20 protein-coding genes are annotated in these 20,463 nt (G+C 72.3%); 9 read left to right on the forward strand and 11 right to left on the reverse strand.

Going from position 1 to position 20,463, the window contains the following annotated elements; all coding sequences use genetic code 11:
• Positions 1-127 precede the first annotated feature (127 nt).
• The 5 genes from ACFWJB_RS15005 to ACFWJB_RS15025 all read left to right on the forward strand — a co-directional run bounded on the left by ACFWJB_RS15005 (position 128) and on the right by ACFWJB_RS15025 (position 3,803).
• Entirely contained in the window at positions 128-1,444 is a 1,317-nt protein-coding gene (locus tag ACFWJB_RS15005) for a PP2C family protein-serine/threonine phosphatase (protein WP_385469750.1), read from the forward strand.
• Complete coding sequence (locus tag ACFWJB_RS15010; protein ID WP_385469752.1) at positions 1,441-1,800, forward strand: STAS domain-containing protein; 360 nt, start codon at positions 1,441-1,443, stop codon at positions 1,798-1,800. Before ACFWJB_RS15005 ends, ACFWJB_RS15010 begins: the two co-directional genes overlap by 4 nt.
• Positions 1,801-1,942: 142 nt before the next feature.
• Positions 1,943-2,836: an MEDS domain-containing protein gene (locus ACFWJB_RS15015; RefSeq protein ID WP_385469754.1), complete on the forward strand. Its 894-nt coding sequence runs from the start codon at positions 1,943-1,945 to the stop codon at positions 2,834-2,836.
• Positions 2,833-2,985, forward strand: coding sequence for a hypothetical protein (locus tag ACFWJB_RS15020; RefSeq protein ID WP_386922592.1), 153 nt, complete (start codon positions 2,833-2,835; stop codon positions 2,983-2,985). The genes ACFWJB_RS15015 and ACFWJB_RS15020 overlap by 4 nt, the downstream gene beginning before the upstream one ends.
• Positions 2,973-3,803 (forward strand): anti-sigma factor RsbA family regulatory protein, encoded by an 831-nt coding sequence (locus ACFWJB_RS15025; protein ID WP_386922594.1) that lies wholly within the window; start codon positions 2,973-2,975, stop codon positions 3,801-3,803. Before ACFWJB_RS15020 ends, ACFWJB_RS15025 begins: the two co-directional genes overlap by 13 nt.
• A 22-nt stretch (positions 3,804-3,825) precedes the next feature.
• On the opposite strand, the gene ACFWJB_RS15030 is transcribed toward ACFWJB_RS15025, so the two are convergent.
• The gene (locus ACFWJB_RS15030; RefSeq protein WP_386922596.1) at positions 3,826-5,130 is read right to left on the reverse strand and encodes a GDSL-type esterase/lipase family protein; all 1,305 of its coding nucleotides are present in this window, start codon (positions 5,128-5,130) and stop codon (positions 3,826-3,828) included.
• Between the two features lie 711 nt (positions 5,131-5,841).
• On the opposite strand from ACFWJB_RS15030, the gene ACFWJB_RS15035 reads away from it, so the two are divergent.
• The gene (locus ACFWJB_RS15035; protein WP_386922598.1) at positions 5,842-6,798 is read left to right on the forward strand and encodes an ankyrin repeat domain-containing protein; all 957 of its coding nucleotides are present in this window, start codon (positions 5,842-5,844) and stop codon (positions 6,796-6,798) included.
• Positions 6,799-6,827: 29 nt separating this feature from the next.
• On the opposite strand, the gene ACFWJB_RS15040 is transcribed toward ACFWJB_RS15035, so the two are convergent.
• The gene (locus ACFWJB_RS15040) at positions 6,828-7,394 is read right to left on the reverse strand and encodes a hypothetical protein (protein WP_385469764.1); all 567 of its coding nucleotides are present in this window, start codon (positions 7,392-7,394) and stop codon (positions 6,828-6,830) included.
• A 303-nt stretch (positions 7,395-7,697) separates the two neighbouring features.
• Between ACFWJB_RS15040 and ACFWJB_RS15045 the strand changes: the two genes are divergently transcribed.
• Positions 7,698-8,810, forward strand: a complete 1,113-nt coding sequence (locus ACFWJB_RS15045; RefSeq protein WP_386922632.1) for a CapA family protein — start codon at positions 7,698-7,700, stop codon at positions 8,808-8,810.
• 30 nt (positions 8,811-8,840) lie between these two features.
• Here ACFWJB_RS15045 and ACFWJB_RS15050 read toward each other — a convergent pair whose 3' ends face one another.
• The 6 genes from ACFWJB_RS15050 to ACFWJB_RS15075 all read right to left on the reverse strand — a co-directional run bounded on the left by ACFWJB_RS15050 (position 8,841) and on the right by ACFWJB_RS15075 (position 14,986).
• Positions 8,841-9,812, reverse strand: a complete 972-nt coding sequence (locus ACFWJB_RS15050; RefSeq protein WP_385469766.1) for a fumarylacetoacetate hydrolase family protein — start codon at positions 9,810-9,812, stop codon at positions 8,841-8,843.
• Between the two features lie 105 nt (positions 9,813-9,917).
• A complete protein-coding gene (locus tag ACFWJB_RS15055; RefSeq protein ID WP_386922601.1) occupies positions 9,918-10,850 on the reverse strand; it encodes a VOC family protein in 933 nt (310 codons plus the stop codon).
• Between the two features lie 5 nt (positions 10,851-10,855).
• Entirely contained in the window at positions 10,856-11,875 is a 1,020-nt protein-coding gene (locus tag ACFWJB_RS15060) for an amidohydrolase family protein (protein WP_385465000.1), read from the reverse strand.
• Positions 11,872-13,002, reverse strand: a complete 1,131-nt coding sequence (locus tag ACFWJB_RS15065; RefSeq protein ID WP_386922603.1) for an FAD-dependent oxidoreductase — start codon at positions 13,000-13,002, stop codon at positions 11,872-11,874. Before ACFWJB_RS15065 ends, ACFWJB_RS15060 begins: the two co-directional genes overlap by 4 nt.
• 23 nt (positions 13,003-13,025) lie before the next feature.
• Entirely contained in the window at positions 13,026-13,988 is a 963-nt protein-coding gene (locus ACFWJB_RS15070) for a cyclase family protein (protein WP_386922605.1), read from the reverse strand.
• The gene (locus ACFWJB_RS15075; protein ID WP_385464994.1) at positions 13,985-14,986 is read right to left on the reverse strand and encodes a fumarylacetoacetate hydrolase family protein; all 1,002 of its coding nucleotides are present in this window, start codon (positions 14,984-14,986) and stop codon (positions 13,985-13,987) included. Before ACFWJB_RS15075 ends, ACFWJB_RS15070 begins: the two co-directional genes overlap by 4 nt.
• A 127-nt stretch (positions 14,987-15,113) precedes the next feature.
• Between ACFWJB_RS15075 and ACFWJB_RS15080 the strand changes: the two genes are divergently transcribed.
• The gene (locus ACFWJB_RS15080; RefSeq protein ID WP_385464992.1) at positions 15,114-16,031 is read left to right on the forward strand and encodes a LysR family transcriptional regulator; all 918 of its coding nucleotides are present in this window, start codon (positions 15,114-15,116) and stop codon (positions 16,029-16,031) included.
• Positions 16,032-16,258: 227 nt separating this feature from the next.
• Positions 16,259-17,137 (forward strand): SDR family oxidoreductase, encoded by an 879-nt coding sequence (locus tag ACFWJB_RS15085; RefSeq protein WP_385464989.1) that lies wholly within the window; start codon positions 16,259-16,261, stop codon positions 17,135-17,137.
• Between the two features lie 75 nt (positions 17,138-17,212).
• Here ACFWJB_RS15085 and ACFWJB_RS15090 read toward each other — a convergent pair whose 3' ends face one another.
• From ACFWJB_RS15090 to ACFWJB_RS15100, 3 genes are all read right to left on the reverse strand, one after another.
• Positions 17,213-18,814 carry a protein kinase gene (locus ACFWJB_RS15090; RefSeq protein WP_385464986.1) on the reverse strand — a complete coding sequence of 534 codons (1,602 nt, stop codon included), beginning with the start codon at positions 18,812-18,814 and terminating at the stop codon, positions 17,213-17,215.
• A gap of 230 nt (positions 18,815-19,044) precedes the next feature.
• Positions 19,045-19,953: a hypothetical protein gene (locus ACFWJB_RS15095; RefSeq protein WP_385464984.1), complete on the reverse strand. Its 909-nt coding sequence runs from the start codon at positions 19,951-19,953 to the stop codon at positions 19,045-19,047.
• The gene (locus tag ACFWJB_RS15100) at positions 19,953-20,393 is read right to left on the reverse strand and encodes a hypothetical protein (RefSeq protein WP_386922609.1); all 441 of its coding nucleotides are present in this window, start codon (positions 20,391-20,393) and stop codon (positions 19,953-19,955) included. Before ACFWJB_RS15100 ends, ACFWJB_RS15095 begins: the two co-directional genes overlap by 1 nt.
• Between the last annotated feature and the right edge of the window lie 70 nt (positions 20,394-20,463).

Consider the following 20,463-nt stretch of genomic DNA (forward strand, 5'->3'; position numbering starts at 1 on the left):
TCGCGTGCGGGGGAGGCCGGGGGGACTGCCCGCCACTTGCAACGACTTCGTAGGATAAGCCAGTCACCCGGGTCCACAGCGCCCGGGATGCGACTACGAACGTGAGAACGACGAAGCAGGGGAGACGATGACGGCGAGCCCCGTGCAGGCTGCCTCGGCGGAACCGGTCGCCGAGGAGGCGCGGCTGGCCGCCGTACGCCGCTACCAGATCCTGGACACACCGCCCGACGGCGCCTTCGACCGGATCGCGTCCCTGGCCGCACGCCTTTTCGACGTGCCCATGGCCACGGTGGCGATCGTCGACACCGACCGGGTGTGGTTCAAAGCCGCCCACGGCCTCGACGGCGTCACCGAGATCCACCGCGAACCGGGCCTGTGCGCCTCCGCCATCCTCCACGGCGAGCCCTACGTGGTGACCGACGCCGTCACCGACGCCCGCGCCCTCGTCCACCCCCTCGTCCAGGGCGAGCCAGGCGTCCGCTTCTACGCCGCCGCACCGATCACCACGGCCGACGGCCAGCGCCTCGGCGCCGTCAACGTCCTGGACACCCGTCCGCGCGAACCCACCGACGACCAGCTCGAGGCCCTGCAGGATCTGGCTGCCCTGGTCATGGACGAGCTCGAGCTGCGGCTGTCGGCGATCCGGACCGTCGCGGCCGAACGGGAGCGGCGCGCCGAGGCGGAACGCCTCGCCCGGGCCCTGCAGCGCACCCTGCTCCCGCCCGCCCTGCCCGACGTACCCGGTCTGGAGACCGCGGCCGCCTACCACACGGCCTCCCCGGACGAGGTGGGCGGAGACTTCTACGACCTCTTCCCCCTGGACGACGGCCGGTGGGGCTTCTTCCTCGGCGACGTGTGCGGCAAGGGCGCGGACGCCGCGGCGCTGACCTCGCTGACCCGCTACACCCTGCGCGCCGCCGCCATCTACGACCCGGACCCGTGCGCCGCGCTGGCCAACCTGGACGCCGTCCTCAAGGGGGAGTACCAGGGCAGCGACCCCCGCTACTGCACGGCGGCCTTCGGCGTCCTGAAGCCCCTGCCGGACGGCTGCTACGCGGTTACCCTGGCCGGTGGCGGGCACCCTTCCGCCCTGGCCGTCCGCGCGAACGGCACGGTGGAACCGATCTCCACGATGGGCGGCCAGCTCGTGGGCATGCTGCCGAACCCCCAGTTCGTGCAGACCACCACACGGCTGGATCCGGGTGAGAGCCTTCTGCTGTACACCGACGGCCTCACCGAGGCGCGCACCGCCGACGGCACCATGCTCGACGAGGAGGGCCTGACCCGGCATCTGACCGCCACGGCCCCGCGCACGGCGGGCGAACTGCTGCAGTCCGTCGAAGCCCTTTTACAGCGACTCGGCGACGGCGTCAGCGACGACACCGCCGTGCTCGCCCTGTCCGTACCCGCACGTTCCATGTACAGCACTCAGGAGAATCGGTGATCGAGTCCGAACACCTGCTGACAGTCACCCCGCGCCGGACCTCCTCGGGCCCTTTCGTCCTGGAAGTCGCCGGTGAGCTGGATCACCACACCTCCCACCGTCTGTCCCAGGCGGTCGCCGAAGCCGAGTTCGACGACAACGGCGTGATCATCGACCTGTCCGGGCTGACCTACTGCGACTCCACGGGCATCACCGTGCTCATCGGCGCCTACCAGAGGTCGCAGACCACCGGATCCCCGCTGAGCCTGGCCGGCGTGAACCCCGACCAGATGCGCGTGTTCTCCGTCGTCGGACTCGACCAGGTCTTCACCTTCCACCCCAGTACGGAGGCGGCCGTCGCGGCCCTGCGCAAGTGACCGGACGGCCCCGCTTGTGCGGCCGGTAAGCGGCGTGTGGGAGCGGCTCGGACCGGACTAGACTGCGCGGTACAACAGTCCGGCTGCGAGGGTTCGGGGGAGCCCGGTCGGTCGGGGCGGCGGGGAGGGGCTGAAGACCGCAGTGCTCGCACACGAGCGTACGGAACGCCGGGTCCGGGACATCGACCACGGTGATCACCTGTGTCTGGCGTTCGCCGACGACGACCAACAGCGACGGGTCGTCACCGCCTATCTGGCCGACGGCCTGGAGCGCGGTGAGCGGGTCCTGTACTTCGCCGACCAGTGCGCTCCGGAGAGCGTCCTCGGCTGGCTGAGCGCGGCCGGAATCAGCACCGGGCCGGCGCTGAGGAAGGGCCGGCTCGTGGTGACGACGGCCGACGAGAGCTACCTGGCGAGCGGCACCTTCGACGCCGACGACATGGTCACCGCTCTGCGGCAGGAGGTCAGGGACTCGCTGGCGGCCGGCTACACCGGATTCCGGGTGAGCGGCGAGATGGGATGGGCACTGCGCGACGTCCCGGGCGCCGACCGGCTCTCCACCTACGAGACCGAGGTCAACGCCGTGTTCGCGGGGCAGAAGGCGTCCGCCGTCTGCCAGTACGACGCCCGCCGGTTCACTCCCGAGCAGCTCGACGCCTTCGACCGCTGCCACCCCGGAGCCGTCGAGGAACCGCCGCTCCACGAGGACGGCGCCCTCCGGCTGATCCCGTCCTTCCACGAAGGACACCGCACCCTCCGTGTCGTCGGCAGCGTCGACCACCGCACCACGCGGGTCCTCGCCGCCGCCCTGGAGACGGCGCTCGCCTGGCCGGGGGACGTCCGGGTGGACACGACGGACATGGAGTTCATCGACCTCGCCGGTGTCCGGGCCCTGGCCCGGTGCGCGGCGGGACTCGAGCCGGGCCGGCGGCTGCACGTGGTGGAGCTCGCACCCCTGCTCTGCCAGGTGATCGGCATGGTCGGCTTCGACGAGACCTCGGCCCTCGTCGTCAGCCCGCGGAAGGCCCACGCGTGACGGAGAAGCACCACATACCTCCACCGGCCCCGGGGAACGACCGCCTCACCCACCAGGCGCTGATCTACGGCGACGACGAAACGTTCCTCGCCACGACGGTGCCTTCTGCCTGGACGGCCTCGCGCAAGGTGACGCCGTGCTGGCCGTGACCACACCGGCCAACAGGGACCTGCTGCGCCGAGCCCTGGGCCCCGCCGCCGAGCAGGTCGACCTCGTCGACGCCGCCGAGTGGTACCGGACCCCCGGCCGCACGCTGGGCGCCTACCACCGCTACGTCGACCGGCGTACGGGACGCGGAGGACACCCACGGGTGCGCATCCTCGGCGAGCCGGTGTGGGCCGGCAGGGACGCGCTGGAAACGGCCGAATGGACCCGCTACGAGGCCGCGGTCAACATCGCCTTCGCCGGCTGTCCGGCCTGGGTCGTCTGCCCGTACGACACCCGGGTCCTGCCCGACGGCATCGTGGCCGACGCCCGCCGCACACACCCCGAGACAGCCGTGGCGGCGTCCGCCCGCCCCAGCGAACGGTACGCGGACCCGGCGACCGACGACGGCTGGCGCCGGCCGCTCGCGCCCGTGGCCGCAGAGGAAGAGGACGCCGTGATGCGCTTCGGAGCCGACCTGACGGCCGTACGTACCGAGGTCGCCGAGACCGCCGCCCGCATGGGGCTGTCCGCGGACGGCACCCAGCGCCTGGTGTTCGCCGTCAACGAGGTGGCCACCAATGCCGTCCAGCACGGCGGAGGCACCGGGCAGCTGCGGGTCCGCCGCGCGGGCCGGCGCGTGGTCTGCGACGTCACCAGCACGGGCGGCGAGGGCACCGACTGGTTCCTGGGCTACCTTCCCCCCGATCCGCGACAGCAGCGGGGGCACGGCATGTGGGTGGCACGCCAGCTGTGCGACCTGATCGAGGTGCACACCGACCAGGACAGCACGACCGTACGCCTCCACATCGGCCTCGCGTGACGAACGGGACCCCGCTGGAGTCCTAGGGAATGGTGAGGGAGCAGACGCGGCTGCCGGGATCGAAGATGCGCAGGTCTTCGATCATCTTGTGGCTCACGAACAGGTGCCCGCGCTGGTCGGGGTGCAGGCCGTCCCCCAGGAGGCCGGTGGGCACGCTGCCCCCGTTGGACGCCAGCCAGTGGGCGTGGTGGTCGATGAGAACGACCCCTTGTTCCTGAGCCACCCCCCGCATCGTGTCGGCGTAGTCGCCGAGGGCCGTACGGTTGGGCCACCGGGCCAGGTCGACGGGATTGGGCGTCTGGAGCATCGGTACGACCCCGCCGGGCAGGGCGCGGACGGCCGCGACCAGTCTGACGAGGTTCGCCCGATAGGCGGCCTGGCCGATGCCGGAGGTCGCGACGTCGTTGGTGCCCAGCATGACGGAGACGACGCGCGGCGAGAACGCCGTCACCCGCTGGGAGAACGCGGCCACCAGATCGTTGGTGGTGCTGCCGCTGACCCCGGTGTCGATCACGAAGTCGCTGTTCTTGGGCTTGCCCAGCTCCCAGCGGACGCGCTCCTGGAAGTGCTCGGCATAGCTGCGCCAGCCGTTCGTCCACAGCGCGCCGTGCGTGATGCTGTCACCGGTGATCACCCAGTTCGCGGGGGTGTCGGAGTTGAGGATCCCGGAGATCGTGCCGAAGTCCGCCAGATCCACGCGGACGCTCTCCGCCCGGAGTTCCGCCTCGGTCAGGACCCGGTCGTAGACGGCGACCCGGCGGATGCCGCCGGTGTAGAACCACTCCCCGCCGGGATGGGTGCTGTCGACGTTGCGCCCCACGTTGACCGAGGCCAGACCGGAGACCGCGGAGAAGAAGTGGGCGCTCGGCAGCGTCAGTACGGGGCGCCCGTCGGCGTGGAAGACGGTGCCGTCGCCGGAGACCGTCACGGCGAAGGTGTGCCAGGCACCGTCGTCGTACATCGTGCGGGTGAGGCGGTTCACCTTGACGACGCCCTTGTCCCGGACGACGAACTGCAGTGCACCGGCGGCCAGTCCGAGGACGATCTCGCTGGACGGCTCCGCCGGGTTCGACGCGGAGAACAGGGTCATCGCCAGATTTCGGCTGGTGGTCCTGCACGTGGCGAGGACGGTCCCCGTGCTCAGCCCTCTGACGGCGGCCACCCGCGAGGAGAGGTCGGTGCCCGACGTGCCGTCGTAGGTCCTCTCGACCCGGTGGTCCAGAACCGGTCCGACGGTCCGCGCGGCGGCGGACGCCCGCCCCTCGGGGACGGTTGCCGCGGCGGCCAGGGAACCCGCGGCGGCGGCCAGTACGGCTCGTCTTCGCATCACTCGCCCCTTGCGTAGGGAGGCGACCCGCATGGGGCGGGCCGCTTCGATGAGTCACAAGACGTCTGACGTCTTATGATGTGTGGGACTATAAAAACGCGCTGATGCCCCGTCAAGAGGCGTGTATCAAGGAAGCGTTGACCTCAGTCTTTGCTCGCAGGACGCAGGGGCACGAGGTCCGGCGGAGCCCCCGCTCCGGACCGAGACCGGCGATCGCACTCGGGCCCCGGCGGTCTCTCGAGCCACCGACCTGCACCACCCCGTACTCACGGACGAACGCGGAGTGCGCCGCACCGGGCTGTGGCGAGGTCAACGCGAACTCCCCCGGCAGGGTTAGCCGCCAGCCCTCGTCGTCCGTGCCGGCCCTGCGGACCAGCGTGCGGCCCTGGCCGAGCAGTTCCGCTGCGGGGGCGTTCAGCGCCCAGGTGCCGTCGGGGCCGGGCCGCACCGGCAGGGGAACACGCGTGACCTCCTCGGGCACCGCCTCCCCGTCGCCGAACATCGGAGGCTGCGGCGCGAGGCAGCCCGCCACCAACAGGCCCGCCGCCGGGGGCAGTAGACCCCGCCCCCACCGATGCCTCAGCACACGCCCCGGATCGCCCCTCACCCATCCCGTCGGCCGAGCTTTCTGAGCCATGGGTGGTGGTCCTGCTGTCAGACCCGTGTGCGAGCGTGGAGCGCGAAGGGCGGGCGACACGCTGGAGGGGTTCGATGGCGGCGGGAAATGACGGCTGGGCCGGCATGGGGTGGGACTGGACGGATGCGGCCGACGTTCGCCGCCGTCTCGACGAAGGCGCCGATCCGCATCGCTGGAGCGGGGGCCGGCCGCTGCACCGTGCAGCGGCGTTCGGGTCCCCGGAGGTCGTCGCGGAGCTGGCTGGCCGGGTCGCGGACGTGGACGCACTGGAGAACGGGGTGACGGCCCTGTGGGAGGCCGTCGTGTCCGGGAAGCCGGACAACGCGCGAGCCCTGGCCTCCGCCGGAGCCGATCCGTGGCGGCCGTCGATCGGCGGCTGGTCACCGGGACGGCTGAGCCTGGCCGGTCCGACACCGGACCTCTTCCCGGTACCGGAGGGGGTGCGCCTGACCGACACGGAGCGTGAGGCAGCGGAGGAGGCCCATCGGCTCACCACGGCGCTGGGCACGTTCCACTACGACGGCACCGGACTGGCCTGCGTGGCCGGGATCGACGCGGCCGAGGCGGTGCGCCGCCTGGAGGCGGCGCCGGCGGACGAGGAAGTCGTCGACGAGCTGCTGGAAGACCCGTACCAGTACGACATGGACGAGAGCCTGGGCATCGTCGGTGTGACGTCGGTGCCGGGCGGTTGCGTCGTGACGCAGCCCTGGGGATACGCGCCGCAGATGCCGGGCGTGCTGACCCGCCTGTCCGCCGGCACGGTCTGCTACGGCCTGTACGCCAATCCCAAGAGCGGCAACCAGGGCAGCATCGCCCGGCACGGAACCGTCGAGGGCTGGGACCTGCACCCGGGCGGGGGACCGTACGAGAAGGACACCCCCGAGGAAGTCCTCACCTCGTACCTCTACCGGTACAACGCCGTGGCCTACTCCTGCGCCTTCGCGGGACTGCGTCCGACCGACGCGCGTGCCGTGGTCGGCCCTCCCGATGTCTGGGTCGAACTGCCACAGCGCGACTACTGGAGTCACTGACGCGAACGGACCAGGGCCGGGGTGCTCGCCTACGGGAACCGCGTCACGGAGCGGGCGTGGTCCCACATGCCGTGCAGCTGAGCCAGGGGACGCTGCTGCTCGCCGTGGAGGGCGTTGAGTACGACAAGGCACCCGGTCAGAGCCGGTACGGTCCACTGCGCGCAGGCCAGGTGGCGCCGGGCCTTGCCGAGGTCGATGGGGTGGCGCGCGGCCTTCTCGGCGTCCTCGGGGGCGGCGGAGGAGGCAAGTTCGACCTTCTTGCCGACGACACGGGCGTACGCGGTGGCGGCCAGGGCTGCCGCGGTGACGACCGTCTTGGCCGTGGTGGAGGCGGCCACGCCCTTCTGGGCGGTGACCCGATGGGCGTTGGAGACGAGCAGTCCGCCGCCGCCGAAGAGGTGCGCACCGATCGCCGCGGCGTTGACCGGAACCCACTTCGCCCATCCCACCGAGGCGATCCGAGCCCGGGCGGCGACGGTGGAGCCCTCGTTCTCGGCCGCCCCGTTCAGGCCGATCGCGCCCATCAGGGAGCCCCCGAACCATGCCGCCAGGCCGACGTCGTGAAGGCTGCGGATGACGGTGTTACGTCCGGACATTGACAGTGCTCCTTCGGCCAGTGGGTCACGCCCCGGCAGAACGCCGGTCCCCTCCACCCTCACCGTGACCTGCCCCTACCGCTATCGCGGTTAGCCCATACGAGCCTGCGCCCCACCGCCGCATGGGGCCCTGTCACCGTCGCTCTCGGATCGCCCACCACCGCCGCCGACGTCCCGGCGGTTCGGTGCCGGAGCCGCCGCCATCCCGCATCACACACGCGCAGTCACCTGCCCCCGTCTCACGGATCCTTCGCGCATCGCTGGTGACGGCTCTAGCGTGGAAGGGTGTACGAGGGCGTGGTCATGCTGTCCCTCGGCGGGGACGTGATGCTCGGCCGGGGCGTCGATCAGATCCTCCCGTACCCCGGCGACCCGGCGCTGCGGGAGACCTACATCCGCGACGCCCGGGACTACGTCGGCCTGGCCGAGGCGGCGAACGGGCCGATCCCCCGGCCGGTCGGCTTCCGCTGGCCGTGGGGCGAGGCGCTGGCGGCCCTGGACGAGGCGGCGCCGGACGTGCGGCTGGTCAATCTGGAGACGTCCGTCACGGGCGACGGTGACTTCATGCCCGGCAAGGGCGTCCACTACCGGATGAGCCCGGCCAATCTGCCGTGCCTGGCCGCGGCCCGGCCGGACGTCTGCGCGCTCGCCAACAACCACGTGCTCGACTTCGGCCTGCGCGGCCTGCACGAAACGCTCGACGCCCTGGCGGAGGCGGGGCTGCGGACGGCGGGGGCGGGCCCGGACGAGGTGCGTGCGAGGCGGCCGGCGATCGTGCCCCTGGGTGTCGGCGGGCGGGTGCTGGTCTTCTCCTTCGGGATGCCGTCCAGCGGGATCCCGAAGGACTGGGCCGCCACCGAGCAGCGGCCCGGTGTGGACGTCGTCGCGGGGCCCTCGGCAGCCGCCGCTTCCGCTTTCGCCGACCGTCTGCGGCAGGTCCGGCGGCCGGGTGACCTCGCGGTCGCCTCGGTCCACTGGGGCCCCAACTGGGGCTACGGCGTCTCCCGCTCCGAGGTCCGCTTCGCTCACGCGCTCCTCGACGCGGGCGTGGACGTCGTCCACGGACATTCCTCGCACCACCCGCGCCCAGTGGAGGTGTACCGGGACAGGCTCGTCCTCTACGGCTGCGGCGACCTCGTCAACGACTACGAGGGCATCGGCGGCTACGAGAGCTACCGGGACGACCTGCGGGTGCTGTACCTGGTGTCGGTGCAGGCGGACACCGGCCGGCTGGCCGACGCGCGGATGGTCCCCTTGAAGGCGCGCAGGATGCGGCTGGAACACGCCTCGGCCGAGGACACCGAGTGGCTGCGCGCCGTCCTCGACAGGCACAGCCGAGTGTTCGGCACCCGCGTCGACGACGGGCCCGACGGCACGCTCACCGTGCGTCCTCTGCGTGCCGGGCGGCGCACATGACGTGAGGCGTGCCTCTTCGGGGGCCGGCTCCTACGGCCGCTCCCGGGTGCGACGCCGGCCGGCGGTCAGGGGGACGGGCTCCGGACCGGGGACCACGGAGTTGGTCAGGGTGCCGATGCCCTCGACCGTGAGGGCGACCGAGTCGCCCGGCTTCAGCGGTGGAGGGACCTGCTCCCCGCGCAGGCCCCACAGCTCGGCGAGGCAGCCGCCGTTGCCGCAGGTGCCCGAGCCGAGGACGTCACCCGGTACGACACGGGTACCGCGGGAGGCGTAGGCGGTCATCTCTTCGAAGGTCCAGCTCATGTTGGACAGCAGGTCCTCGCCGACGACCCGGCCGTTGATCTCGGCGGTCAGGGCCAGTCGCAGGAAGCCGTCGGCGTCCCGGTACGGTTCCAGTTCGTCGGCGGTGACCAGGTACGGGCCGAGGGTGGTGGCCGTGTCCTTGCCCTTGCAGGGGCCGAGGCCGACCTTCATCTCCGCCGACTGCAGGTCGCGCGCGGACCAGTCGTTGAAGACGGTGTAGCCGACGATGTGGTCGCGGGCCTGTTCGGGGGTGAGGTCGCGGCCCTCGCGGCCGATGACGGCACCCACCTCGAGTTCGAAGTCGAGGACGGCCGAGCCGGGCGGCACGGGTATGTCGTCCCGGTCGCCGTGGACGGCGTGCGGGTTGGTGAAGTAGAAGGTCGGCGCCGCGTACCACTGCTCGGGCACACCGGCCTCGCCGTCGACGGAGCGGCGTACGCCTTCGACGTGCTCCTCGAAGGTGACGAAGTCCCGTACGGACGCGGGCTGGAGCGGGGGGAGCAGCCGCACCCGGGAGACGTGCGGGCCGGGCGGGACGTCGAGTGCCTGCCGGCCCGCGGCCAGCAGCCCGGGCAGGCCGTCCGTCTCGATGAGCAGCGCGGACAGGGAGGAGACGCCCGGCAGCGGGAACAGGGTGCCGTCCTCCTCCACGACGGCCACACGCCGGCGGTGGCGTTGTTCGTAAGCGGCGAAACGCATGGTGTCGCTCCTGACGGAGAGGAAGGGGCGGGAGCGGACCGGGGACGTGACGGGGGAGTCGGGGCGTGGACGCCGCCGTCGCGTCCCCGGGGGCCGGGCGCGGGATCAGACCGGCGGGGCGACGAAGACGCCGCGGTCGGGGTCGTTGAAGGACTCCTTGGCGACGAGTTCGTTCATGGGGTTGGCGGTGCCCCACTGGTCGGTGACCTCGGGCCGGGAGAAGTCGTAGACGTGCGGGTGCCAGGTGTCCTCGTCGAGGCACTCCAGCTCGGTGGTGTACTCGACGGTGTTGCCGTGCGGGTCCAGGAAGTAGGTGAACGTGTTGTCGCCGGCCATGTGCCGGCCGGGGCCCCAGATCTTCTTGAAGCCCGCGCGGATGACCCGGCCGGAGCCGCGCATGTACTCGTCGATGCCGCGCATCTCGAAGGAGACGTGGTGCAGCGAGGTGTGCGGGCCCTGCGCGATCGCCATCGAGTGGTGCTGGTTGCTGATCCGCATGAAGTGCATGACCTCGCCCATGTGCGGCGAGCTGAGCGTGTCCGACAGTGCGAAGCCGAGATGGCGCTCGTACCACTCGCGGGTGCGGTTCAGGTCGGGGGAGTTGAGGACGACATGGCTCAGCTTGACCGGGATGGACTCCTTCTCCTCGATCCTGCGGTGCTGTCGGACGTCGACATCGGAGGAGACCTCGATGGTGCGGCCGTCGACGTCGAAGAAGCGGAAGCCGTACCCGCCGCCGGGGGTGCCGACCTTGCCGGGCCGGGAGACCAGCTGTACTCCGCCCGCGAGGAGCCGCTCGGCGAGGGTGTCCACGTCGGCGGCGGACGCGGCACCGTAGGAGACGAGGTCGAGTCGCTTGTCGTCGGCCTTGCGCAGCCGTACGACGTACTGTTCCGGGGAGCCCTCGGCGGCGAGGAAGGAGATACCCGAGTCCTCGGCGACCTTGGTCAGGCCCCAGACGCCGGAGTAGAAGTCGAGTTGCCTGTCGTAGTCGGGCACGGCGAGGTCGACGTGCCGCAGGTGGGTGAGCAGACGCATGGCGTTCAGTCCTTCCGGAGGAGGGCGGCGGCGTTGCCGCCTCGTACGGCGTGGAAGTCGCTGTCGGGCAGCCGTGCGGCGCGCAGGGCGGCGACCGGGTCCTCGGTGCCCATGTCGAAGGGGAAGTCCGAGCCGAGCAGGACACGGTCCGCGCCGGCGACGCGGACCAGTTCGCGCAGGACGTGCGGGTCGTGGACGAGCGAGTCGAAGTACAGCCGCCTCAGGTAGCTGCTGGGCAGGTGCGCGCAGCCGGCGCGCGCGTCGGAGCGGGCCGACCAGGCGTGGTCGGAGCGGCCGATGTGGGTGGGCAGGTAGCCGCCGCCGTGCGCGGCGATCAGTCTCAGCGCGGGGTGCCGGTCCAGGACCCCGGAGAAGATCAGGTGCGAGAGGGCGACGGCGTTCTCGGTGGGCTGGCCGACGGTGTTGGACAGGTACCACCGGTCGAGGCGCTCGTCGAGGGTGCAGCCGAAGGGGTGCAGGAAGAGCAGGGCGCCGGTCTCCTCGGCCCGGGTCCACAGGGGTTCGTAGGCCGGGTCGGAGAGTTCGCGTCCGGGGGCGTGGCTGGATACCTCCACGCCGAGCAGGCCCTGCGCGAGGGCGTGGTCGAGTGCGTCGACCGCGAGCGCGGGGTGCTGGAGCGGGACCAGGCCCAGTCCGTGCAGCCGGTCGGGGGCGGCCGCACAGTGCGCGGCGGTGGCCTCGTTGGCCAGCCGGCAGACCTTCTCCGCGGTCGGCTCGTCGGCCCAGTAGTGGTAGTGCGACGGCGAAGGACTGACCAGTTGGACGTCCACGCCCTGGGCGTCCATCGCCGCCAGTCGCACGGTCACGTCGGTCAGGCGGGGGACGCGCTCGCGGACCATGGGTCCGCTGACCGCGAGTGCGGCCGGGCCGTTGCGGCGGGCGTCCAGCGCCTTGGCCTCGGTGAACCCGGGCCGGTCGGAGACCAGAGCCTCGATCCCGGGGAGCAGGACGTGCGCGTGCACGTCGACGGTGGGCGCGGCCGGCCCGGGCTCCCGCGCGGTCACGGCAGCTCCCGGAGCATGGTCATGGTGCGGGTCATCAGACCGGGCACGTCGGCGTCGCGCACCCTGTCGAGCTGCCACCGCCCGATCTGCACGGAAGCCTCCACGACCGGGCGGACGCGGGTGATCCGCCGCTCGTAGTACGCCTGGAACAGTGCGTCGTCCCAGTCGTCGGACCCGGTCAGCATCCGGGCAAGCACCCAGGCGTCCTCCAGGGAGAGGGCGGCGCCCTGCGCGAGGGTCGGCGGGCAGCAGTGCGCCGCGTCGCCGACCAGCACGACCCGGCCGCGGTGCCAGGCACCCTCGACCAGCATGCGGTCGAACCAGGTGTAGTTGACCTTCGCCGGGTCGGTGATGTGCGCGGTGATCTCGGGCCAGAACCCCCCGTAGTGCCGGGTGAGGCGGCGCATCTCGTCGGCGTACGACTCGGCGGGTATGGAGGCGCGGTCGCGGTTGGCCTCGACGACGTACGCGTACAGGGTCGTCTCGCTGGTGGGGCAGTAGCCGGCGATGTGGGCCGGGCCGCCGTAGGCGAGGTCGGTGCGGACGACTCCGGCCGGCCGCGGGGCCTCGACGCGCCAGATCGCCATGCCGGTCGGTTCCGGCTTGTCGGTGATGCCGATCGCGGCGCGGGTGCGGGAGCCGAGGCCGTCGGCGGCGATCACCAGGTCGTAGCGGTGTTCGGTGCCGTCGCTGAGGCGTACGGAGACACCCTCGGCGTCCTGGTGCAGGATCTCGGCGGTGGTGCCGAGACGCACGGTCGCGCCGCTCGCCCGGACGGCCTCGATCAGGATCCGCTGGAGGCGGGGGCGCTGCATGCCGACGGTGGCGGGCAGGTCCTCGCCGCCGGTGCGCAGGTCGTCCTGGACGTGCAGGACGGTGCCGTCGGGAGCGGTGATGCCGACCGAGCCGAAAGCGGAACCGGACGCCTCCACCTGCTCCCACACGCCGAGTTCACGCAGTACGCGCAGGGCGTTGCCCTGCAGGGTGATGCCGGAGCCGGCGGTGGCGTTCCAGTCGTCCCTGGCCTCGATCAGGTCCACGGTGAGACCGGCGCGGCGCAGCAGGATCGTCACGGCGTTGCCGGCCGCGCCGCCCCCGACGACGAGAACCGTGCGGGGCTGGGTCATGAAGAACTCCTTCGTTCCTCGGTCTACTTGACCGCGATCGGGTTGACGGGCGAGCCGACCGCGCCGGTGATGGGCAGCGGCGCCGCGGTGAGCCAGAAGTCGTACCGGCCGTCGGCCGCGCAGTCCTCGGCGAGAGCCTCCACGTCCCACATCTCGCCGATCAGCAGGCCGACATGGGGGATGGCGACCTGGTGCAGCGGCTGAAACGCGTGCTCGAACTCGTTCGGGCGGACCTCGAAACCCCAGGTGTCGGTGGCGATCGCGGCGATCTCCGTGCCGTGCAGCCAGCCCGCCGTGGTGAACGACAACCCGGGCGCGGGCCCGCCCGCGTAGTCGCCCCAGCCGTCGCGGCGCACCCGGGCCAGTTGCCCGGTGCGCACCAGCACGATGTCGCCGCGCCCCACGGTCACGCCCTGCGCCTCGGCAGTCGCCGTCAGGTGCTCCTCGGTGATCGCGAAACCGTCCGGCAGCTCACCGCCGTCACCGACCGCGCGGCCGACGTCCAGGAGCACTCCGCGTCCGGCGACGTGCGGGGCCATGTGCTCGATTCCGGTGACCAGATCGCCGTCGGAGGTGACGACCTTCTCCGCCGGGCGCCCGTTCCACGCCTTGCCGTGGTCGAAGATGTGGCCGAGCCCGTCCCACTGGGTGGAGCACTGCAGCGGCATCGCGATGACGTCGTCGGCGCCGCCGATGCCGTGCGGAAAGCCCTGGTTGCCGAGTGCGGCGTCGGTGCCCGTGTCCAGCATGGTGTGCACCGGGTTGGTGCGCCGCCGCCAGCCCTTCTGCGGGCCGTTCATGTCGAACCGCTGCGAGAGGGAGAAGCTGACGCCCCGCCGGACCAGTGCCGCACCCTCGCGGCGCTTGGCGTCGTCGAGGAAGTTGAGGGTTCCGAGTACGTCGTTCTCGCCCCAGCGGCCCCAGTTGGAGCACGCCTTCGCGGTCCGGGCGATCGAGCCCGCGGGGTCGGTGCGGTCCAGGGTCATCGAAGCACCTCCGCGACACAACGGGTGCGCTGCGCGCCGAGTCCGGTGATGGAGCCGTCCATGACGTCGCCGTCGCGCAGCAGCCGGCCCCAGTGCATGCCGTTGCCGGCCGGGGAGCCGGTGAGCACCAGATCGCCGGGCAGCAGCCGGGCGGTCTGCGAGGCGTAGGAGACCATCCGCGCGACGCCGAAGATCATGTCCTTGGTCGACTCGTCCTGCATGGTCTCGCCGTTCAGCCTCAGCGTCAGACGCAGGCCGTCCGCGTCCGTGACCGAGGCGGCGGGCACGATCCACGGGCCCAGCGGAGTGAAGCCCGGGGCGTTCTTGCTGCGCAGCCAGTCGGTGCCGATCTGCGGCATGTCCCGGCGGAAGACGGTGGCCCGGTCGGTCAGGTCGTTGGCGATCGTGTATCCGGCGACGTGGTCGAGGGCCTCCTCGACGGACACCCTGTGGGCGGGACGGCCGATGACCGCGGCCAGCTCCAGCTCCCAGTCGGGCTTCTCGGCCCACGCGGGCAGGACGACGTCGTCGTACGGACCGGTGATCGCGCTCGGCAGGCCGATGAACACGTACGGCAGGTCCTCGGCGGCCCGCCGGTCCATGATCTCCGCGGCCTCCGCGCGCCGCTCGTCCTCCGGCCGGTCATCGCCCGGAGCCCGGTGCGCGACGTGCAGATCGATGACGTGCTGCCGGTAGTTGGCTCCCGACTGGAACACCTGGCGCGGCTCCACCGGCGCGTGCACCCGGAACTCCGACAACGCCCTGCGCCCGGGGTCGTCCGCGTCGGCCAGTGCGGTCAGCCGCGGCAGCACCGCGTCCCAGTCGTCCAGGACCGCCCGCATGGTCGGGCCGGCGTCGTCCAGGGCGGACCGCAGGTCGAGCACCCGGGCGTCGGGTGTGACGAGGGCGGGGAAGGCGGGACTCCCGGGGGCGGAAAGGGTGGCCAGGGCGAAGGGTCCGGCGAAGAGGGCGGACGCGGCTTCAGGTTTCACGGACATGTCCTCCTGATTGCGGTGGCACTAATCTGGACCCGCCACTCGCGATCAGGGAAATCGATTCCGTGGATCACCGTCATCCATCAGACAGATTCCCGCAGGTCGTCGCCGGACAGCCAGGGGAACCGCTGTGAATCTCAGTCGCCTCGACCTCAATCTCGTCGTCGCCCTGCGCGCCCTCCTCGAGGAGCGCAACGTCACCCGTGCCGGGCAACGGGTCGGGCTCAGTCAGCCCGCGATGAGCGCGGCCCTGTCCCGCCTGCGCCGCCACTTCGACGACGACCTGCTCGCCCGGGTCGGTGGCCACTACGAGCTGACGGCCCTCGGCCAGGTCCTCCTGGACCGCACCTCCACGGCGTACGACGTGCTGGAGCGCCTCTTCGCCAGCCGGGCCGACTTCGATCCTGCCGAGGAGCGGCGGGAGTTCAAGCTGATCGCGTCCGACTACGCCGTCGCGGTCTTCGGTGCCGAACTGGCCCGGGTCGTGCACCAGGAGGCTCCGGGCATCCGGCTGCGGTTCGCGCAGACCCCGACCTCGGTGGTGGATGCCACGGACACGCTGCTCAGCACGTCCGACGGTCTGCTGATGCCGCACGGGGTCATCAGCGGCTTTCCGGCCACCGACCTGTACGGGGACCGCTGGGTCTTCCTCGTCGCCGACGACCATCCGAGTGTCGAGGACCACCTCACCCGCCAGGATCTGGCCCGGCTGCCCTGGGTCACCTACCAGCGCACCTACGACGCCCCGGCTGTGCGCCAGCTCGGAATGCTGGGGATCGAGCCCCGGGCCGAGGTCTCCGTGGACAGCTTCCAGAGCATCCCGCTGCTGGTGGCCGGTACCCGGCGCATCGCCCTCATCCAGGCCCGCCTGGCCCGGCTCCTGGCGCCGCTGGCCGGAGTTCGTGTGGTGGAGCCGCCGTACGAGGCCGTGCCCTTGCAGGAGGCCATGTGGTGGCACCCCGTGCACACGCACGACGCGGCCCACATCTGGCTGCGCGAAACGGCCGCCCGCGTCGGCAGGCGGATGGCCGACGAGCCCGAGGGGTGAGTGGCGGCCCGTCGCCCGTGAACGCCGGACGTCGTCCACGGGACGGATGGTGGCCGTCCACGACGTGGATCACGGCAGGGGTGGGCTCGCTCCACCCGCGCCTCCGGCATGCACTCCCGTCTCCCGGGTACTCCGGCGGCACGCCCGTACCGGGGCCGAAGCGCGAGCGGCGCGCCGGTCGCTCCGACCGGCGGAGAGCGCATGAGGAACGCGAGAAAGAGTGAAACGTGAACGAGCCGCGGCACCCCGCCGAACAGTACCCGCAGCCCGACTTCCCCGCCCAGGAGCAGCCGCATCCCGGCTGGAGCGGGCCGATGGACCCGCCGCCCGACCACGGTGAGGAGTCCTACCGCGGCTCCGGGCGACTGACCGGCCGCAAGGCCGTGATCACCGGCGGCGACTCCGGGATCGGGCGGGCCGTCGCCGTGGCGTTCGCGCGAGAGGGCGCCGACGTGCTGTTCACCCATCTCGACAGCGAGAAGGACGAGGCGGCGGAGACCGCGCGCTGGGTGGAGCAGGCGGGCCGGAGGGCCGTCCCCCTGTCGGTGGACATCCGCGAGGAGAACAACTGCCGGGCGCTGGTCGCCCGGGCGGTGGAGGAGTTCGGCCGGATCGACATCCTGGTGAACAACGCGGCCTACCAGATGTCGCAGCCGGACGGCATCGAGGCCATCTCCACCGAGCAGTTCGACCGGGTCATGCGCACCAATCTGTACGGCATGTTCTGGGTGACCAAGCATGCCGTGCCGCACATTCCGGAGGGTGGCAGCGTCATCAACAGCGCCTCGGTGCAGGCGTACAAACCCAGCCCGCACCTGCTGGACTACGCGATGACCAAGAGCGCGATCGTCACCTTCACGCAAGGGCTCGCGCAGATGCTGATCGACCGGGGCATCCGCGTGAACGCCGTGGCACCGGGGCCGGTATGGACCCCGCTGATCCCCGCGACGCTGCCGGACACGGCGGAGTTCGGCAAGCAGGCTCCGATCGGACGCCCCGCGCAGCCGGCCGAGATGGCGCCCGCGTACGTGTTCCTCGCCTCGCAGGAGGCCTCGTACATCACGGCGGAGATCGTCAACGCGACGGGCGGCACGCCGCTTCCCTGAGACCACCGGCGTCCAGCCGGACGGCATCCGGTGACCGCGCGAGAAGTGGATCCCGCGGGCGGGCCGCCGCACGCCTCAGGCCGCCTTCCTCCAGACGGTCATGCCCAGTTGCAGGAAGGCGTCCTGTTGCAGGGCTGTCTGCTTGACCTGGATCGTGAGTGCCGCGACGTCGCCCGCGTCGTTCCCGACACAGAGCTGGGTGCCGGCGTCGGCCGCCGCGAGCCACGACATGCGGTACGCGGAGCCGGTGGCGCCGCTGAGAAGGTGACGGCAGACGTCGAGGGAGGCGGCCTTGCCGTTGAACAACTGCACGAACCGGCTGGTACCGCTGTGCAGTGCGCAGTCGACGTCGTCCTCGCAATCGAGGCGGATGTCGCCCCCGCGATCGGTGCGGAGCATCGGTTCGTCGAGGCTCAGGGAGTTCGTCCGGTACAGCCACACGGGGGAGCGCACGACGGCTCCTGTCGCCAGGGGGGTGTTCGGGGCAGGCCGCGAGGCCCGGGGGGAGTCGCCGACGGCCGGCGAGGTGAGTGACGGCGACGCCGTGGACCGTGCGGATCTTGTCTGTGCGGGCGTCGAGGTGGGCGTGCCCGCGGCCAGCTTGCCGGCGCCGGACCGGTCGCCACCGAACCACGTCAGCCCCGTCCACATCAGTGCGCCCGCCGCCACGGCCACGGCTGTGACCAGCGCGGTTCGCCGCCGGGGCGCCCGGCGCCGGACGGGCCTCAGCGACAGCGTCGCGGCCGCGGTCGACGGAGCCACGGGAGTGCGCGCCGGGCCCGGAACGGTCGGCGCGGGTCCCGTGACCTCGTTCCAGACGGTGGGCCCCGCGCCCGCGTCGGCGTCCGCGCCCAGCCGACCGCGGCACCACCGCACGACCTCCGCCGGCGTGGCCCGCTCCCGCGGGTCAGACGCCAGGCACCGGGCGAACAGGGGGCGCAACGGTTCCGGCAGCCGGGGCAGGTCGGGTTCCTCGTGCACGATCCGGTACAGCACGACCGGCGCCGTGCCGTCCCCGTACAGCGGTTCGCCCAGAGCCGCGAAGGCCGCCGTCTGGGCCAGTGCGAAGACGTCGGTCGCCGGGGAGACCTCACCGGCGGTCGCCTGCTCGGGGGCCATGAAGTGAGGTGTGCCGACGGTGGAGCCGGTAGCGGTGTGCGAGGAGAGGTCCGCGGCGAACGAGACACCGAAGTCGATCACCCGTGGCCCGTCAGCGGCCAACAGCACGTTGGACGGCTTGAGGTCCCGGTGCACGACCCCCACGCCGTGGATCGCCTGAAGCGCCTCGGCCACGCCGGCCATCAGCCACAGTACGGCGGACACCGGCAGCGGACCACGCCGGGCGACGGCCGCCGTGAGGGACGGTCCGGGCACGTACAGCGTGGCGAGCCAGGGGAGTACACCGTCGGTGTCGGCGTCGACGAGTTCCGCGGTGTAGGCGCCCCTGACCCGGCGGGCGGCCTCCACCTCCCGGCGAAACCGCCGCCGGAAGGCCGGATCGTCGGCCAGCTCCGGCCGCACCACCTTGATCGCCACCGGGCGGCCGCCCTGGGTGTGCGACAGGTACACCCGGCCCATGCCCCCCGCGCCGAGCCGGGCCACCAGCCGGTAGCCGGCCACAACGGAGGGGTCGCCCGCCCGGAGAGGCTGGAACACCTCGGAGATGCCGCTGCTCATCTGACTGTCGTCCCCCTGATCCCCGACCGGCCTAAGGGCCGACCCGGGCAGAAGCTTAAGCGGACTGGGCGGACCGACTGACCTGGGGCTTCGCCGCATGCCGTACGCGGCCCTCGCCGCCGGACCGGTCCACCGTCGGCCAGGGTTCACCACCGTTTCCGAGTACCGCCTCCTCACCCCGCCGGACGTCGCCCAGCCCGTTTCCCGGTGGGGGAGTCTGCGGTGACGGGTCACGGTCCTGCGGGCTCGTCCCGCTCCGCGAGGTGTGCCGCGACCGCCCGGCCCAGTACGAAGGGCGAGGCATCCTCACCGACCCGCACGCCCAGCCGCTCCGCCAGATCCCTCAGATGCAGGTCCACCGCCGCCTCCACGCGAGTGGCCAGCAGGCCCGCGGCGTCCCGGGCCCGGACGACGGCCGTCGCGAGGACGGCGGCCCCGACCACCGCGCCTGGCCACCACACCACCGCCAGCGCCGCGTACAGCAGCGCCCAGCCGGCCAGGCGTGCGGCGGCGTCGTACGCCTGGCGCGCACCGACGACATCGGCCCGGGGTGCTTCGGGCAGCAGCGCCCACAGCCGTGGCCAGGCCTGTTCCAGTTCGAACCCGTACCGGTTCCTCACCCCGTCCGCGGCCTTCAGGAAGACGTCACCGATCCGGGTCGGCCGCCCGGGCCGCCGTGTCCGGCGCCGCCGTGCCGTACGACTGGCGTGGGCGAGCAGCAGCCGCCCGCCCCGTCCTCGATGCGTGACGGACCGCGCGACGGCCCGCCGTGCCCGCTCGTCCTGTCGCCGCCGACGGCTCAGCCGCCACCGCAGGAGCCAGGAGGAGGGCGCCCCGGACCCCGACGCCCCCCACAGCCGTTGGAACGCGCCGCCGAGGGCCCCCGCCGCCAGGCCCGCCGCGCCCGACGCCAGCAGGGCGGCCGCGACGGTCAGCAGGACCGCTGACCCGCTGCGTCCGGCCCGCTCCCGTGCGACCTGGTCCAACCACGCGGACAGCCGTCCGACGTCGAACGGGTGCGCGTGGCCGAGCCGTACGGCGACGACCGCCGTCGCGAGCCACAGCAGACCGGCCAGGACGACCGTCTGCAGCCAGCGTTCCGCGATCCGGGTGCCGATCCCCGTCAGCAGCGCGGACATCAGCGCGGGGGAAAGGCGTGCAGAGGGGTGCCGCCCGCCGCGCAGGCGGGCGGGGCCGTCGCCGCTTCCTCGGGGAACACCACCCGGCCGCAGCGGCTCCAGGGGCACACCCAGGCGTCCACCGCGCGCTGTGCCGCCGTGCCGTCCGAGGCCGGGCCGAACCCCGGAGGTAGACGTCCGTCCCCGGGCCGTTCACCGGCCGGGCTGCGGACGTCCAGGGTGACCAGACCGTGGCGGGCGCAGGCTTCCTCGATGGTGTCCAGCAAGTCCCCTAGCCGCTCCGCGAGATCACCGTCGCCGGAGGTGCCGTCCGTGGACAACAGGCCGAGAAGTTCCGCCAGTTCCCGCCCGGCGCCGGCGGCGTCGATCTCCGCCCCCATCGTGCCGTGCCGGGTGAGCTGGTCGCACAGCCGTCCCAGTCTGTCCCGCACACCCCTCACGGCCCTCACCTCCGTCGTCCCTCAATCGTGCCGTTCAGCAGTCAACTGCGTTTCCATGTCGCAGGATTGT

This window comes from Streptomyces sp. NPDC127100, assembly GCF_042724095.1.
GTDB lineage: Bacteria > Actinomycetota > Actinomycetes > Streptomycetales > Streptomycetaceae > Streptomyces.